Below are 14,756 nucleotides of genomic sequence, written 5' to 3'. Positions count from 1 at the left end.
GAATTATCCTTCCATCTTCTCGCGAATAGCAGCCTGACGAGGCTCAAGGTTTTTGTTCGCAAAGACGATATAGATGTACGTAATTGCAAAGGTGGTCACGAACTGTGCAAGTCCGAAGAACACACCGATGTTGATATTGCCCACTAGTGGGGTGCCCATCCAATCGGAGGCAAAGGTAGCTACGAGCACGTAGACGATGTACCACACGAAGAAGGCGATACTCATTGGGAATGCAAAAGAGCGGAACTTGCTGCGGAGTTCTTTAAACTCCGGGCTGCTCTGCATTTCGCGGAATTCTTGGGGCGTCGGCTGTCGACGCTCCTTCATGACTGGACTGGAGCTCATTTAAAAATTCATCTCGCTTTCATATCCCTCGAGTGGGGAGTCGGTGATCGACGATTACTTAAAGCAATGCCGGCTTCTAATAAAGCAATTGAAAATTTCTCTTCACATCTCGCCGACGGCCGCGAAGTATGTTGCCGATCACAGCTAAACGTGTGAATGTGAAGTTACCTAACTCACATTGCAATGCGATAGCGATTCAGAAAACTCACTCCCCCCAAATGTTGGGAAATTACCCAAAAACACACTGTGGCCTGCATTTATAAAAGTTCCCGATCTACCCCCTTTTTAAGCCCCCCTACCCCATTTGCAAAGTTTGCTAATGATGCAATGCAATAGTTAACGGGCTTCACAGACCGGCGTTTTGGCTCGTTTTTAACCAACCACTTCCTTTGCATGCAGTTTGCACAACCTCACCTTTATGCAATCGATCGCCTAAATTATGATGAGAGATTCACTCAAAAGTATGAGTCTTCCCCCTCCCCCATTCCGCACAACACCCACACCTTTTCAGACTATGGTGTGGGTCATGGCACACACTTTCGCACACACTTTGATTGAATCTGTCTTAGACTCAGATAGCTTCATGTCTTGGGATGAACCACCGCACTATAACGATATTGATCAAAGCTATGTGCACACCCTTGAGCGTGCTCGTGCACAATCAGAGTGTGATGAAGCAATAGTCACGGGAGAAGGTCACATAGATGGCATTCCGGTGGCTGTGATTGTGTCTGATTTTTCATTTCTGGGTGGATCTTTGGGAGCTGTGGCATCAACACGCATCATCAAAGCAATCCATCGCGCAACTGAAAATAAGTTGCCTTTGCTCGTCTCTACTGCTTCAGGTGGCGCCAGAATGCAAGAAGACAACCGAACTTTCGTCATGATGGCTTCTATTACCGCCAGCATCCAGCGCCATAAGAATGCCCATTTACCCTTCTTGGTGTATTTAAGAAATCCCACGATGGGCGGAGCCATGGTCACGGTGGGCTCTGCTGGTCATCTCACATTCGCAGAGCCCGGCGCGCAGATTGGTTTTCTTGGCCCCAAAGTCGTAGAACTCACTACCGGAATATCACTCCCGCGTGAGGTGCAACAAGCTGAGAATCTGGTGGATAACGGTGTCATTGATGGTGTGGTGGCTCCAACACAGCTTCGCACAGTGGTGTCTAAAGCCTTGAAAATTTTACAGCCCGCTGAAGAAGTGGATCGCTTTTCTCCCACGGCGCCGGGGGTGGAAGTACCGGTTATGGATGCGATAGCGCGTTCACGCGACCCTCAGAGGCCTGGAATCGGGGAGATTGTAGAAACGTTGGGGGAAGACGTCGTAAAGCTCTCTGGTGCCCGTGCAGGCGCCGTAAGCCCGGCTGTGCGCGTTGCCCTGGCACGCATTGGCGGCAGGGCCGTGGTGCTGATTGGCCAGGATCGGCGCTATGCTGTTGGCCCAGCGGACCTGCGTTTTGCCCGGCGCGGCATCTCGCTTGCGCGCGAGCTTAAGCTGCCGATCGTCACCATCATTGATACCGCCGGCGCGGAATTGTCGCAGGCGGCTGAGGAGGGAGGTATAGCAAGCTCCATTGCGCGCACCATGTCCAAGCTTATCGACGCCCCCTCCCCCACCGTGTCAGTCATCCTTGGCCCAGGAGTTGGTGGCGGTGCGCTGGCGCTGCTGCCCACCGACCTGACCTATGCGACAGAAAGCGCATGGCTTAGCGCGCTGCCACCTGAAGGCGCATCGGCGATTCTTTATGGCAACACTGATCATGTCGAGGACATCCTTGAGCGCCAAGGCGTAGGCGCGCATGCGCTTTTAAAACAAGGGCTTATCGACGGCATCATCTGCGAAACCGACACCTTCATCGAAGAAGTACTGGGGACAATCAGCAACGCCCTTTCCGAATTGAAAAACAATCCAGAAAGGGCGGGACGACACAGTCGCTTTGAGCGTCTAGCTTCAGCGAAAAGTGATTAAGCGCTGATCAAATCGATGATAAACACCAAGGTACGGCCAGACAGTGGGTGTCCGGATCCTTCAGGGCCATAAGCAGCCTCTGGTGGAATGGTCAGCTGACGACGACCGCCAACCTTCATTCCTGGGATTCCCTCTTGCCAGCCCGCGATGAGGCCGTTCAGCGGGAATTGGCTGGTCTGTCCACGATCCCAAGACGAGTCAAACTCTTCTCCGGTTTCAAAGTCAACGCCCACGTAGTGAACTTCAACTTCTCCACCTGGGCGAGCTTCTGCGCCTTCGCCAACGATGATGTCAGAGATGACGAGATCTTCCGGTGCTGGACCGACCTGTAGCTCAATCTGTGGCTTTTCCATGTGCTGTACATGCTCCTTGAAAATCGTATTTTTTGGTTTCACACAAAAACGGCTGAAACCATCTCTGTCATTATGGCAGACGAAATGGCTTCAGCCGAAGTTGAATACCGATCAGGCGTTAAAAACTAGCGCTCCTCGCGTGGAACAAACTTGCGGGATGCGTTGCCGGTGTAGACCTGGCGTGGGCGGTTGATCTTCGCACCTGGAGCACCAAGCTGCTCGCGGTAGTGAGCGATCCAGCCTGGGAGACGACCGATTGCGAACAATACGGTGAAGAAGTCGGTTGGGAAGCCCATGGCGCGGTAGATCAGGCCGGTGTAGAAGTCGACGTTCGGGTAGAGCTTACGGGAGATGAAGTAATCATCAGCCAAAGCGATCTCTTCCAGCTTGATTGCCAGATCCAGAAGATCGTCGCCACCGAGGTGCTCAAGGATCTCGTGTGCGGTTTCCTTGACGATAGCTGCACGTGGGTCGTAGTTCTTGTACACGCGGTGTCCGAAGCCCATGAGGCGGACGCCGTCTTCCTTGTTCTTGACCTTGTTCATGAACTCGGTTGCGTCACCGTCGTGGTTGTTCTTGATATCTTCAAGCATTTCAAGAACAGCCTGGTTTGCACCACCGTGCAGTGGGCCGGACAGTGCGTTGATGCCACCAGCGATGGAGACAAACATGTTGGCCTGTGCGGAACCAATCATACGAACGGTAGAGGTGGAGCAGTTCTGCTCGTGGTCAGCGTGCAGGATAAGCAGCTTGTCCAGAGCCTTGACCATAATTGGGTCAATCTCGTATGGCTCGGTTGGGTAACCGAACATCATGCGCAGGAAGTTCTCACGCGCGTTGAGGGAGTTGTCTGGGTACATGTATGGAGCACCCTTGCGTGCGCGGTGTGCGTACGCAGCCAGCATTGGCACCTTAGCCATGAGGCGAACGGTTGCCTTATCAAGCTGTGCCTCATCAAGTGGGTTCAGCTGATCCTGGTAGTAGGTGGACAAGATGTTCACTGAGGATGCCAGGGTTGCCATTGGGTGAGCGTCGCGTGGGAACACGTTGAACTGAGACTTGAAGTCCTCGTCCAAAAGGGTGTGGTGGCGAATCTCATCATTAAACTTGTGAAGCTCGTCTGGGGTAGGTAGCTCACCGTTAATAAGGAGGTAAGAAACCTCGTTGAAGGTGGCCTTCTCAGCCAAATCAGCGATGTCATAGCCGCGGTAACGCAGGATTCCTGCATCTCCATCGATGTAGGTGATCTTCGACTCGGTAGAGCCGGTGCTCACATAGCCTGGGTCAAAAGTGATCAGTCCGGTTTCGGACAGCATCTTACCCAGGACAACACCGTTGCTACCCTCAGAAGCCTCGATGATGTCCATTTCGAACTCGCCACCGGGGTAGTGCAGGACAGCCTTGTTGTTATCAGTAGCCACGATATCCCTTTCAAAAATATTTGTTCGGAAAAAAACTCTCCCGGATTACGGAAGAAGTCCCGTTTTATTCTTACCAACTGGGATGCGCCTAGCGCATGTCAGTTTTTGTTACTCGACACATTTCTTTCCCAATCAGTTCCGGTTAACACGCTATACCGATAAATGCAGTTTAGCCATATCCGAAGTGAGAGCCATTTCCCCCACAATCACGTTGGTTACATCATTCCCCGACCACCCACAGCTACCGTAATCAGTAGATGCGGTCACGCCTGAGGGAACTCCGTTCGATTGTGCCGATGTGCTGCTATTTAGTTCTCGACCTTCAAGTGCAGTAATCAACCCCAACAGAGGGTGAAAATGCTGGACTTTAAGGCATTAAAAATTCCACATTTAGTGGAGCAGTGCACAGTTTAGCAAAGTTTGTGATGCAGGCGACAGCAAGGGGGTTGCCGTAGTGTTTCCCAGGTAAATGCCCACTACATAATGCAACCTCAGGCGATATTAACAACGGTGAAAGTGAAAACTTTGCAAAACTTTAAACCACCCCCATATTGGTGATTGGTCAACTATTTTCATCTCCACCCACCCCCTTCGCGCATCTATGAGGTGACGAATACAAAGGGTTTGTAGTGATTGGAACTTTAAGGTTCGGGGTTATAGTTGTTGGGTCAGGCCATTAATGATCCCTGGCGCTTTTTACTTCCAAGCCTTCCAAGCCTTCCAAGCGCAGAAAGTTGTCTGAAGACATGACCGACTTCCCCACCCTGCCCTCTGAATTCATTCCTGGCGACGGCCGCTTTGGCTGTGGACCTTCCAAGGTCCGCCCAGAGCAGATCCAGGCCATTGTCGACGGATCTACTTCCGTCATCGGCACCTCACACCGTCAGCCGGCAGTAAAAAACGTCGTGGGATCAATCCGCGAAGGCCTCTCCGATCTCTTCTCCCTCCCTGAAGGCTACGAGATCATTCTCTCCCTGGGTGGAGCAACCGCATTCTGGGACGCAGCAACCTTTGGACTTATTGAAAAGAAGTCCGGTCACCTGTCCTTCGGTGAGTTCTCCTCCAAGTTCGCCAAGGCATCCAAGCTTGCCCCTTGGCTAGATGAGCCAGAGATCGTTACCGCCGAGACCAGCGACGCTCCAGCACCACAAGCATTTGAAGGTGCTGACGTTATTGCCTGGGCTCACAACGAAACCTCCACTGGTGCGATGGTTCCAGTGCTTCGCCCAGAGGGATCCGAAGGTTCCCTGGTTGCAATCGACGCTACTTCTGGCGCTGGTGGACTGCCAGTAGATATCAACAACGCTGATGTTTACTACTTCTCCCCTCAGAAGTGCTTCGCTTCCGATGGTGGCCTGTGGCTTGCTGCAATGAGCCCAGCAGCTCTAGAGCGCATTGAAAAGATCAATGCATCTGACCGCTTCATTCCAGAGTTCTTGAACCTGCAAACTGCAGTTGATAACTCCCTGAAGAACCAGACCTACAACACCCCAGCTGTTGCAACCTTGCTGATGCTGGACAACCAGGTCAAGTGGATGAACTCCAACGGTGGCCTTGATGGAATGGTTGCCCGCACCACTGCTAGCTCAACTGCACTGTACAACTGGGCAGAGGCTCGCGAGGAGGCATCCCCTTATGTTGCTGACGCCGCTAAGCGTTCCCTAGTTGTGGGAACCATCGATTTCGATGACTCCATCGACGCTGCTGTTATCGCTAAGATCCTGCGCGCAAACGGCATCCTAGACACTGAGCCATACCGCAAGCTTGGCCGTAACCAGCTGCGCATCGGTATGTTCCCAGCGATCGACTCCACCGATGTTGAAAAGCTCACCGGAGCTATCGATTACATCCTTGATGGTGGTTTTGCTAAGAAGTAATATCCCCACTTTGAAAAACACTCCGTACAGTTACACCAGTACGGAGTGTTTTTTGGTTAAGCTTGGGTGATCACTTACCCAGTTAGAAGGAGTCAACATGCGGGAAATATTCCTGGTCAGCGGTGATTCCACCGAATCATCCTTGGTTTTCAAGACCTCCGAAGAGGATGGCGCTGAGGAATTTTTCATTGCTGTTACTGATGAACTCCACGCCATTCTTGCAGGTCATAGGCCAGTAGACGCCGATGTAGAACCTGACACCACGGTAGAAGCTGCTCCAGCTCCGCTCGAGCCAGTAACCACCGTCACCGCAATAGAAGAGCCCCGCGAGGAAAAAGAACTTGATTCTCGAATCAGTGCTCCTTTAACCATGTCACCCCGCGAGATTCAGATCCGGATACGTTCAGGCGCATCAATTGAAGAACTCGCAGAAGAAAACGGTGTAACCGAAGCACGCATTGAGCCTTATGCCCACCCTGTGTTGCTTGAACGTGCCAGAATCGCAGAACTAGCAAAGCAATCCCACCCCATTCGGGAAAACGGGCCTGCAAAGCTGACACTGTGGGAAATTCTTGCCACCGCTTTTGCCACCCGTGGCCATGACCTCACGGCCTCCACGTGGGATGCATACAAAGATGCAACCAACCAGTGGATTGTCCGCGTGGATTGGAAAGCGGGCTTGAGCGATAACTACGCCGAGTGGACGCTGAATATGCACAACACCAGCAACCCGACGGCCGATCCTCGTACTCCGGTTGCAGCTGATTTGATTGATCCTGAATTCATTCAGCCAGTGCGCACTTTAACGTCGGTCAACTCTAATCAAGAGTCTTATGACGATGAGACTGATGTTTTCGACAGCGTTGAGGAACCTAAAAATGCTGAAGATTCTAACCTAGACGCAGTCCCTGAGCTCAGCAATGACAGCGCACCGGATAATGAAGCTGAAGGTCCACGAAATAGGCGTCGAAAAGCAGTCACGCCTCATTGGGAAGATGTCCTTTTAGGAGTTCGCGCCAATACAAAGCGCCCGAAGAAATAGGAAATACTGATGCCAAGTCAATTGGGAGAAAACGCAGCGATCGTTACCCTCTGGTTTGTTAATGCATCCGATCCCCAATCCATCATCCGCTCGGAGCCTCGAGCGGATCGTGGTTATGGCAGAAAACTCCTGGCGCAACTCAACCCGTCCTGGCCCATTACACCAATCGGGCAATTCGACCTCAATCGCTCCGTGCCAGCCAGCGCCAATGAGTTTTATATCGCGGGTTTTCCCGGCATCACCGTCATCCAAACCGTTCTGGAAGATGTCACATCCCTGTCCAAATTGAGCCCCCGATTGCTGCGCAGCGTGCCTGCCACAGATATTTACATCTTCGCAGTCAATGAAGAAACCACGCTTGGCGGATTTGCCCACATTTTCAAAGGCGACGTCAAACGATCCTTTATTGCCTTTGAAGAACGCATTTTTGAAGATGACGGTATCCCCGGTGGCTTTGAAGCACCATTTTGGGCAGGTAAAAAAGGTACCCGAAAAACCGCATTGTCATTGCCTTTTAATCCCATCGAGTTAGTCAACGAGGCACAACGCGCCTGGCTCGGATTCGACGCCTCTACCTCCCCAGACATCAACGTGGTGGCGTACGCCATCGATGGGCGCCCCGAGCCACGCATCGCAGCGCCCCGCCAGTTAAGCTCCGAGGAAGTGACGCGGGCGGCCGTCGAAAAGCTTGGTTTGCGTGAGTCTTCTTTTTATGACGACTACGAAGAATACGAGGCGCCGGATCGAGTGGTCTCAAAAAACGTGACCTCGAAAGCTAAAAAAGCGGCCAGCTCTGCACAGAAACTAGGTAAGTCTTTGTGGAAAGCTAGCCGCGAGTTCAAGGACACGATGGCAGAAAAACTCCGCCACACCGACCGCGAACGATAGTTTTATCGTTGGGAACGATCCCTTTCATAAAACGCAATGGCAGCGGAGGTAGCTAGGTTTAAGCTATCTGTTCCAGGAGCCATGGGGATGCGAGCGCGAACATCAGTTGCTCGCATCGCATGCTCGGTAAGACCTGGTCCTTCTGCACCAACGAGCAACGCTACTTTTTCTTTTCCTGCCAGGGCATCTTCGAGGTGCTCTGCGCCTGGATCTGGAGTGAGCGACACGAGGTAAAAACCGGCCTCTTTAAGCTGATCAAGGCTGCGCTGCCAGGTGGTATATGTGCCTTCGAGGTGGGCAAAGGGCAAACGCAGCACGTTTCCCATAGAAACACGAACCACTCGCCTATACAAAGGATCTGCGCACCCGTTGCCGAAAAGGATGGCGTCTACGCCCATCCCAGCAGCATTACGGAACATTGATCCAATATTTTCATGGTCCCCCACGCCTTCAAGTACAACCACTGTGCGGGCGTTTTCCAGCACCTGGCTCACTGGGGTTTCTTCCACGCGGTCCGCGGTAGCTAAAAGCCCACGGTGCATGTCAAAGCCTGCTACTTCTGCAAGTACGTCCCGGGTGACTTCATACACCGCAATGTCTTCTACCAACGCCGGATCGATGGTTGCAAAGAAGGAATCAAGTTTGTTTTTGAATCCTACGATTGCACGCACTGGGAATCGTGATTCTAAAAGGCGCCCCACAACCAAAGGTCCTTCTGCAACAACGAGGCCTTTACCTCCTGGAAGGTCTGGCCTGGAGTCAGAATGGTTGAGGTCTCGGACATCGTCGAGGCGTGGGTCAGCGGGATCAGAAATCAGCGTGCGTGCGATCACTAGCTAATCGCCCCCATGATGGGATCAATGGCGAAGAAGATAACAAAGAGGGTAGCCACAAGCCACATCAACCAGTGCACCTGCTTAGCTTTTCCTGCTGCAGCAGCCATGATGGCATACATGATAAATCCAACGCCGATGCCATTTGCGATGGAATAGGTAAATGGCATGATCACGATGGTGAGGAATGCAGGGAATGCGATGTAGAACTTGGAGAAATCAATTTCGGTGACCTGTCCCATCATCATCGCGCCGACGACAACGAGAACTGGTGCTGCTGCTTCGATCGGAACGATTTCATACAGCGGAGTAAGGAACATCGCGGCAATAAAAAGTGAACCAGTAACAACGTTTGCCAGACCCGTTCGTGCACCGTCAGCCACACCTGCAGAAGAATCCGCGAATACGGTGTTGGAGGAAGCCGAGAAAGCACCACCAACAATGGCACCGGTGCCTTCAATGACCAATGCCTTTTTTATGTCTGGAAGATTGCCCTCTTCATCTACCAGGTTGCCCTGCTTGCCAAGTGCAGTCATTGTGCCCATGGCATCGAAGAAGTTAGCCAGCACCAGGGTGAACACTAGCAAGGTGGCAGCAACAACACCGATACGGCTAAACGCGCCAATCAAATCAACCGCACCGACGATGGACAGGTCAGGAACACCACCGAAGGAATCAGGTAGGCCTGGAACAGCCAGAGACCAGCCTTCAGCATTTGCTTCACCATCTTCAAAAGAAGCACCGGAATCAAAGAGAGCTTCTGCGATGATCGCCAAAATGGTGGTGCCTAAAATGCCCAAGAACAGTCCACCGCGAACCCTGCGGACAACCAAAACTCCGCACAGCAGCACACCAACTACGAACACAAATGTAGGCCATGACGCAATCGATCCATCAATGCCTAAGGTGACAGGAACGGTGGTGCCTGCGGCATCTGGAATTCTGCGCACAAAGCCTGCATCCACCAAGCCAATCATGGCGATGAACAAACCAATGCCAACGCTGATTGCCGCTTTCATTGATGCAGGAATGGCGCGGAACACTGCAACACGGAAGCCCGACACAGCCAAAATGACAATGACGATACCGTCCAGAACAACCAGTCCCATTGCTTCTGGCCAGGTGAGACCTTCACCAGATACCAATGTGACTGCAACCATGGTGTTTAGGCCAAGGCCTGCGGCGATACCGAAGGGATAGCGCGCAATGAGACCAAACGCAATGGTCATAACACCTGCAGCAAGAGCGGTTGCTGCCGCAACCTGTGGGATTCCTAGGGTATTTCCCTCAACGTCAGGGGTGGTACCGAGGATCAATGGGTTGAGGATAATAATGTAGGCCATCGCGAAGAAGGTGACCACACCTGCTCGGACCTCAGTTCCGATGGTGGATCCTCGCTCCGAGATTTTGAAATATCGGTCTAGGGTTCCCCTAGTTTTCGTTGAATTCCCTGACGTCATAGCCGGATACCTTAATTTCTATTCAAGTTGTGAGAAAGCTGAAAAACTCGTGGAAAACTCAGCTGGTTCCACTAGCAAAGAGTTACGCTTTTAGCTGAAACCTTTAGCGCAACAGAATTTTTCCACCTGCCTACCAGATGGAGCAAGTTCACCGCTTAAAAGTGACGAACCCATTAATTTTCCACCTCAGTGGCCTAAATTAATTTCTTCTACGACCACACTTTAACGCAAGGGGTGGACACATAGAATCCGCAGTTTTATTAGTGGAGTGATAACCTCGAATTACATGCATAAACTCAAGCTATTTTGATTTCGGAAGGTCTAGCTACACACTGTGGTGACCACAAGTTTCCTCATGATGGACGGCCATGTCCGCAACCTCCAAGGCCACATCGAACGCCTCATGTCTGCAGCCCCTGCAACCTCACAGTTTTTAGATCGTATTGTTTCACAGCTGCGCGAAACCCCCGGTAAGGTTCAGGCTTCAATCACGGTTGAGAGCAATCATTACAACGTGGAATTGCGACCGCCCCGAAATCTTAATTCTCTGGTCACCATTGACGCCCACGGTCACCGCGATGAGCGCCGGCATCCAGAAATTAAGGGCTTAGATAAGGCGTGGCAAAACACGGCCACCGCAAGCAGTCGCCGCCAAGGCGCCGATGAGGGATTGCTTGTCGACGAGTCCGGCCAGGTGATCATGGCTATCAACGCTTCCCTTTTGGCGATCAAAGGTGACACCGTATTTCACTCCACACACCCGCGATCGCTGCCTTCTGTACTAGAGCCTTTGATTATCCAATACCTCCAGGCGCAAGGTTGTCATGCAAAGCCCCGCGAACAAGGTTTTAATATCAACGATCTGCGGTCTTCAGAGGTCTGGTTAGTCGATTCTCTAGCCGGTATCCGCCAGGTACACGCCTGGATCGAGTACGGTTCGAAATTCCTCGTTCCTGAGGTGCGCCCTGTCGCTGCGTTCGTTCCTACTTTTTCTGAAGTCAACGACTACCTGTGGAAAACAGCACAGCAGGTGTAGACACCCAAGACTGTTATTGTCGAACCTGTGAAAAAGTTTGCAGCGCTCGCCGTTTTATCTAGTCTTCCTTTAACATCCTGTGCGGCCCCAAAGGACGATTCAGCTACGGAAGTCGAATACTTAGTTCCCGAAATTATTTCCACCTATTCTTTTGACTCCACCTCTTTTACCCAAGGGCTGGAATTAGATGGTGAGGAGCTGATCGTAGGAACTGGCCAATACGGCGGTTCTCGGATCTATCGCAGCTCCATTGATGGCACGGAATCCGTATCTCAAGAACTAGCTCCTGAGTTCTTCGGTGAAGGCATCACCAAATCAGGTGATGTGGTGTGGCAGTTGACTTGGAATGAAGGTGTGGCGTTCAAACGCGATGCGCACACCTTAGAAGAAATCGATCGGGTTTCTTATGACGGGGAGGGTTGGGGAATATGCTCCACGCAAAATTCCTTGATCACCACTGATGGTGGTTCCTTCCTTACCTTTAGAGACCCAGATTCTTTTGCAGAAACCAATTCACTTGAAGTCACCCTTGACGGCTCGCCAGTTGAGAATTTGAATGAATTGGAATGCGTCAACGGTGAGGTGTACGCCAATATTTTCCTAAGCACTGACATCATGCGTATCGACCCAGACACTGGCGAAGTCACCGCAGTGATAGATGCCTCAAATATCCCAAATAACGCCACGCCCGATGTAAACAATGTGCTCAACGGCATTGCACACATCCCTGATACAGATCGTTTTTATATCACTGGCAAGCGTTGGCCTGACCTCTATGAGGTCAGATTCGTTCCTGCTGGCTAGAATCAAGACTCATGGCAAGCCGGAAGACCAAGCGTAAAAACCTCATCCAGATTCTCAGTCTCATCATTGCGGTGATTTTGGTGGTGATTGTGTCTGTGGTGTTCCAACAATGGTGGAATAACCGTCCGGAGCCGCTTCCGCAAGATATCTCCATTACTGCTTCCTCACCAGCTGGTGAAATTGAAGTTTTCCCCTTCAGCATGTGTGAGCCTGGCGTGGAGTGTGAGGAACAAGAAGTACCAACGCTTGAGGTCGGTGCGGATGAAGAACTACACCTTGTTATTCCGGAAGCAATCCATGACCACGATTGGTACTTGCTCACCATCTACGATGATCCTGCAGCCAACGACGAATTTTATCACACCAGCTATGAAACAACAGAAGCCACCGTTCCTGGGTCGGTAGATCCAACTGAGGAAGGTGGCGAGCGCCCACGTCTTGTTGTGGTCGAGGTTTCTGCCGTGATGATCGGTCAGGATGAAAATGGTGAGGAAAGCCCTTATACGGTCACCTGGTCGCTATCTACAATGGCAGAAGCAGACAGCCAGTAACTTCATATAAGCATTTAAGGAGAGGATCCGAATATGGATCCTCTCCTTAAATGTTTTAAGAATCTAGCTCTTTAGCAACAACGCGAAGGATTTCTGCCACCTGTGCTCCAGCCTTGTGTTCCGGGTATTGCCCATTGGCAAGGCCTGGTTGCACACTGCTTTCAAGGAGCGTGATGAGGTCAGAGATCATTCCGTTGAGCTCTTCTGGCTTGTATTTGTGTTGTGGACGCCTGCGTGGAGTTTCAAGAATCTTTACACGAAGTGCTTGAGGGCCCTTACGGCCTGCAGCGAAATCAAAATCGATCCGCTGTCCCTTATGCAATTCGGTAACTCCCTTGGGTAGAACTTGCTTACCGACGAAGCAATCTTCCCCACCTGGATTGGAGACAAAGCCGAAACCACGCTCCGCGTCGTACCACTTCACTGTTCCGACAGGCACTTGTCCTCACCACTTTCGTTCGTATTTCATTTACTGATTCAAATTGATCAGCGGTTTTTAACCAGAAGAAACTATTATACACCGCAGGCATCGCGTCCAAAACTTCGCGAAGAGTTACATCAAATGCCGAAATATTCCGAAATGTAACATATTTCACACCCGCCAATTCGGTTGGTGTGACCTGCAGATTCAGGGTATTCACCTACTGGAATTGATATAGATTCCGTAAATAACGTGACACAATCGTGACCTTCCGGATACCGTGTACCCCAGGCACCGCAACGGTTCATCCATAATCCGGCTCATCGCCAAACCCTGTCTGGGGTCGGAGGCTGAACTAAAACCTAGGTGCATTAGAACTTTAAACCACAAACTCCCGCATTTATGCGGGACATATTGCAGACAGGGACGGGGAAACCACCCGCCATCTTTTCACAAAGAAGGGCACGGAGGCCAACTCCTTGGGGTGAAGCCGGACATCCACCGGCAGAGCAACTCCTCCGCTCTAACCCGACAGCTAACCTCGACGGCGACAGATGAGAGGAAACTTTTCATGGGACGTCACTCCGCTAAGACTAGCTCTGCGTTTACCAAGCTTGCTGCATCCACCATCGCTTTCGGTGCTGCTGCAACCATCATGGCTCCAACCGCATCAGCTGCACCTGATTCCGACTGGGACCGTCTGGCGCAGTGTGAGTCCGGTGGCAACTGGGCTATCAACACCGGTAACGGCTACCACGGTGGACTGCAGTTCTCCGCTAGCACTTGGGCTGCATACGGTGGACAGGAATTCGCCCCATACGCATACCAGGCAACCCGTGAGCAGCAGATCGCTGTTGCAGAGCGCACCTTGGCTGGCCAGGGTTGGGGCGCGTGGCCTGCTTGCTCTGCATCCCTCGGTCTGAACTCAGCACCAACCCAGCGCAACGTTTCTGCCACCACCTCCACCCCAGAGTCCACATCTGCTCCTGTGGCCGAATACAAGGCTCCTGCAGATAACAACGTTGCAGTTGGCTCCACCGATCTCAACACCATCAAGTCCACCTATGGCACCGTAACCGGAGCTCTTGCTCAGTACGGCATCACTGTTCCAGCAGAAGTTGAGGCTTACTACAACTCCTTCGTTGGCTAAATGCTTCCTTTTTAAAGGGGAGAGAACCTAAAAGGTTCTCTCCCCTTTTTTGGTGCATGCAAATATTCACCACAAACTAAAGGATTTTTTCAATTTGTGGTGGGGATTCATCAAATAGAAAGGGTTCAATGCAAGTTTTTGACCGATTTACATAGCGCGCGGCCTGTTTGTGGTGAATCCTTGCCCTGGAAGCTTTCAGGAATCACATCTGCCGCTGTGGCCTCAAAACGTAGCCCCTCTAAAATCGCCCTCAAGCGCCCAAACAGTTCCGCTTTGCACAAAGAGTCATTCTGGAGCCTTCGACCCCTTAAAACAGCGACAAAAAGAGGCAGTGCCCAAAAGGGTGCTGCCTCTTTTTTAGGATCTTCCTTAGCGGTTGATCCGGGTGTAAGGATGAACGTATCCGGTCTCTTCTGCAGGGACTGGGAATTCCATATCATCGCCCCATGGGCTGGATGCGCCTGCGACCTTGGAGATAAGTTCAGTAACTACATGTCCGTCAGCTGGGTCGTGCTCCGGCCATGCCGGATCAACGAAGTGCTTCTTCTCTACGTTTGCCATGTCTTACATTCTTTCAAACTCTTAGAACAAAAGTCACCTCAA

At 51.6% G+C, this 14,756-nt stretch carries 15 protein-coding genes and 1 riboswitch; of the genes, 8 read left to right on the top strand and 7 right to left on the bottom strand.

Annotation, left to right across the window (positions count from 1 at the left end):
- Nucleotides 1-3: 3 nt before the first annotated feature.
- Nucleotides 4-345, bottom strand: coding sequence for a DUF485 domain-containing protein (locus tag N24_RS04895; RefSeq protein WP_167382034.1), 342 nt, complete (start codon nt 343-345; stop codon nt 4-6).
- A gap of 526 nt (nt 346-871) precedes the next feature.
- Here N24_RS04895 and N24_RS04890 point away from each other — a divergent pair.
- Nucleotides 872-2,317 (top strand): carboxyl transferase domain-containing protein, encoded by a 1,446-nt coding sequence (locus N24_RS04890; protein ID WP_167382033.1) that lies wholly within the window; start codon nt 872-874, stop codon nt 2,315-2,317.
- On the opposite strand, the gene fkpA is transcribed toward N24_RS04890, so the two are convergent.
- Entirely contained in the window at nt 2,314-2,670 is a 357-nt protein-coding gene (gene fkpA / locus N24_RS04885) for an FKBP-type peptidyl-prolyl cis-trans isomerase FkpA (protein ID WP_074508305.1), read from the bottom strand. The genes N24_RS04890 and fkpA overlap by 4 nt on opposite strands.
- Before the next feature lie 125 nt (nt 2,671-2,795).
- Nucleotides 2,796-4,109, bottom strand: coding sequence for a citrate synthase (locus N24_RS04880; protein WP_096454841.1), 1,314 nt, complete (start codon nt 4,107-4,109; stop codon nt 2,796-2,798).
- Nucleotides 4,110-4,837: 728 nt separating this feature from the next.
- Between N24_RS04880 and serC the strand changes: the two genes are divergently transcribed.
- The 3 genes from serC to N24_RS04865 all read left to right on the top strand — a co-directional run bounded on the left by serC (nt 4,838) and on the right by N24_RS04865 (nt 7,898).
- On the top strand, nt 4,838-5,968 hold the full coding sequence (gene serC, locus N24_RS04875; protein WP_096454839.1) for a phosphoserine transaminase: 1,131 nt from the start codon (nt 4,838-4,840) through the stop codon (nt 5,966-5,968).
- Between the two features lie 97 nt (nt 5,969-6,065).
- Nucleotides 6,066-7,010, top strand: coding sequence for a septation protein SepH (gene sepH, locus N24_RS04870; RefSeq protein WP_096454837.1), 945 nt, complete (start codon nt 6,066-6,068; stop codon nt 7,008-7,010).
- A gap of 9 nt (nt 7,011-7,019) precedes the next feature.
- Nucleotides 7,020-7,898 (top strand): DUF6928 family protein, encoded by an 879-nt coding sequence (locus N24_RS04865; protein WP_096454835.1) that lies wholly within the window; start codon nt 7,020-7,022, stop codon nt 7,896-7,898.
- Nucleotides 7,899-7,900: 2 nt separating this feature from the next.
- Here the strand turns inward: N24_RS04865 and N24_RS04860 are convergent, their stop codons facing one another.
- Together N24_RS04860 and N24_RS04855 are read right to left on the bottom strand one after the other, a co-directional pair.
- Nucleotides 7,901-8,731: a TrmH family RNA methyltransferase gene (locus N24_RS04860; protein ID WP_096454833.1), complete on the bottom strand. Its 831-nt coding sequence runs from the start codon at nt 8,729-8,731 to the stop codon at nt 7,901-7,903.
- On the bottom strand, nt 8,731-10,191 hold the full coding sequence (locus N24_RS04855) for an NCS2 family permease (RefSeq protein WP_167382032.1): 1,461 nt from the start codon (nt 10,189-10,191) through the stop codon (nt 8,731-8,733). Before N24_RS04855 ends, N24_RS04860 begins: the two co-directional genes overlap by 1 nt.
- A gap of 334 nt (nt 10,192-10,525) precedes the next feature.
- On the opposite strand from N24_RS04855, the gene N24_RS04850 reads away from it, so the two are divergent.
- Genes N24_RS04850 through N24_RS04840 form a run of 3 tightly spaced genes read left to right on the top strand, consistent with a single transcriptional unit; the run spans nt 10,526 to nt 12,582 of the window.
- Nucleotides 10,526-11,227 (top strand): aminotransferase class IV, encoded by a 702-nt coding sequence (locus tag N24_RS04850; RefSeq protein ID WP_167382031.1) that lies wholly within the window; start codon nt 10,526-10,528, stop codon nt 11,225-11,227.
- Between the two features lie 27 nt (nt 11,228-11,254).
- Nucleotides 11,255-12,031, top strand: coding sequence for a glutaminyl-peptide cyclotransferase (locus tag N24_RS04845; protein ID WP_096454831.1), 777 nt, complete (start codon nt 11,255-11,257; stop codon nt 12,029-12,031).
- 11 nt (nt 12,032-12,042) lie between these two features.
- Nucleotides 12,043-12,582 (top strand): DUF2771 domain-containing protein, encoded by a 540-nt coding sequence (locus N24_RS04840; RefSeq protein ID WP_096454828.1) that lies wholly within the window; start codon nt 12,043-12,045, stop codon nt 12,580-12,582.
- Between the two features lie 55 nt (nt 12,583-12,637).
- Here the strand turns inward: N24_RS04840 and N24_RS04835 are convergent, their stop codons facing one another.
- Nucleotides 12,638-13,021, bottom strand: coding sequence for a cold-shock protein (locus N24_RS04835; protein ID WP_096454826.1), 384 nt, complete (start codon nt 13,019-13,021; stop codon nt 12,638-12,640).
- Nucleotides 13,022-13,433: 412 nt separating this feature from the next.
- A riboswitch (cyclic di-AMP (ydaO/yuaA leader) is annotated at nt 13,434-13,569 on the top strand.
- 5 nt (nt 13,570-13,574) lie between these two features.
- Between N24_RS04835 and rpf1 the strand changes: the two genes are divergently transcribed.
- Nucleotides 13,575-14,153, top strand: a complete 579-nt coding sequence (gene rpf1 / locus N24_RS04830) for a resuscitation-promoting factor Rpf1 (protein ID WP_096454824.1) — start codon at nt 13,575-13,577, stop codon at nt 14,151-14,153.
- 369 nt (nt 14,154-14,522) lie between these two features.
- On the opposite strand, the gene N24_RS04825 is transcribed toward rpf1, so the two are convergent.
- Nucleotides 14,523-14,714, bottom strand: coding sequence for a hypothetical protein (locus tag N24_RS04825; RefSeq protein WP_096454822.1), 192 nt, complete (start codon nt 14,712-14,714; stop codon nt 14,523-14,525).
- Nucleotides 14,715-14,756 lie beyond the last annotated feature (42 nt).

Source organism: Corynebacterium suranareeae (assembly GCF_002355155.1).
Classification (GTDB): domain Bacteria; phylum Actinomycetota; class Actinomycetes; order Mycobacteriales; family Mycobacteriaceae; genus Corynebacterium; species Corynebacterium suranareeae.
The sequence above is the reverse complement of the archived record's forward strand: the minus strand, read 5'-3'. Positions and strand labels throughout refer to the sequence as shown.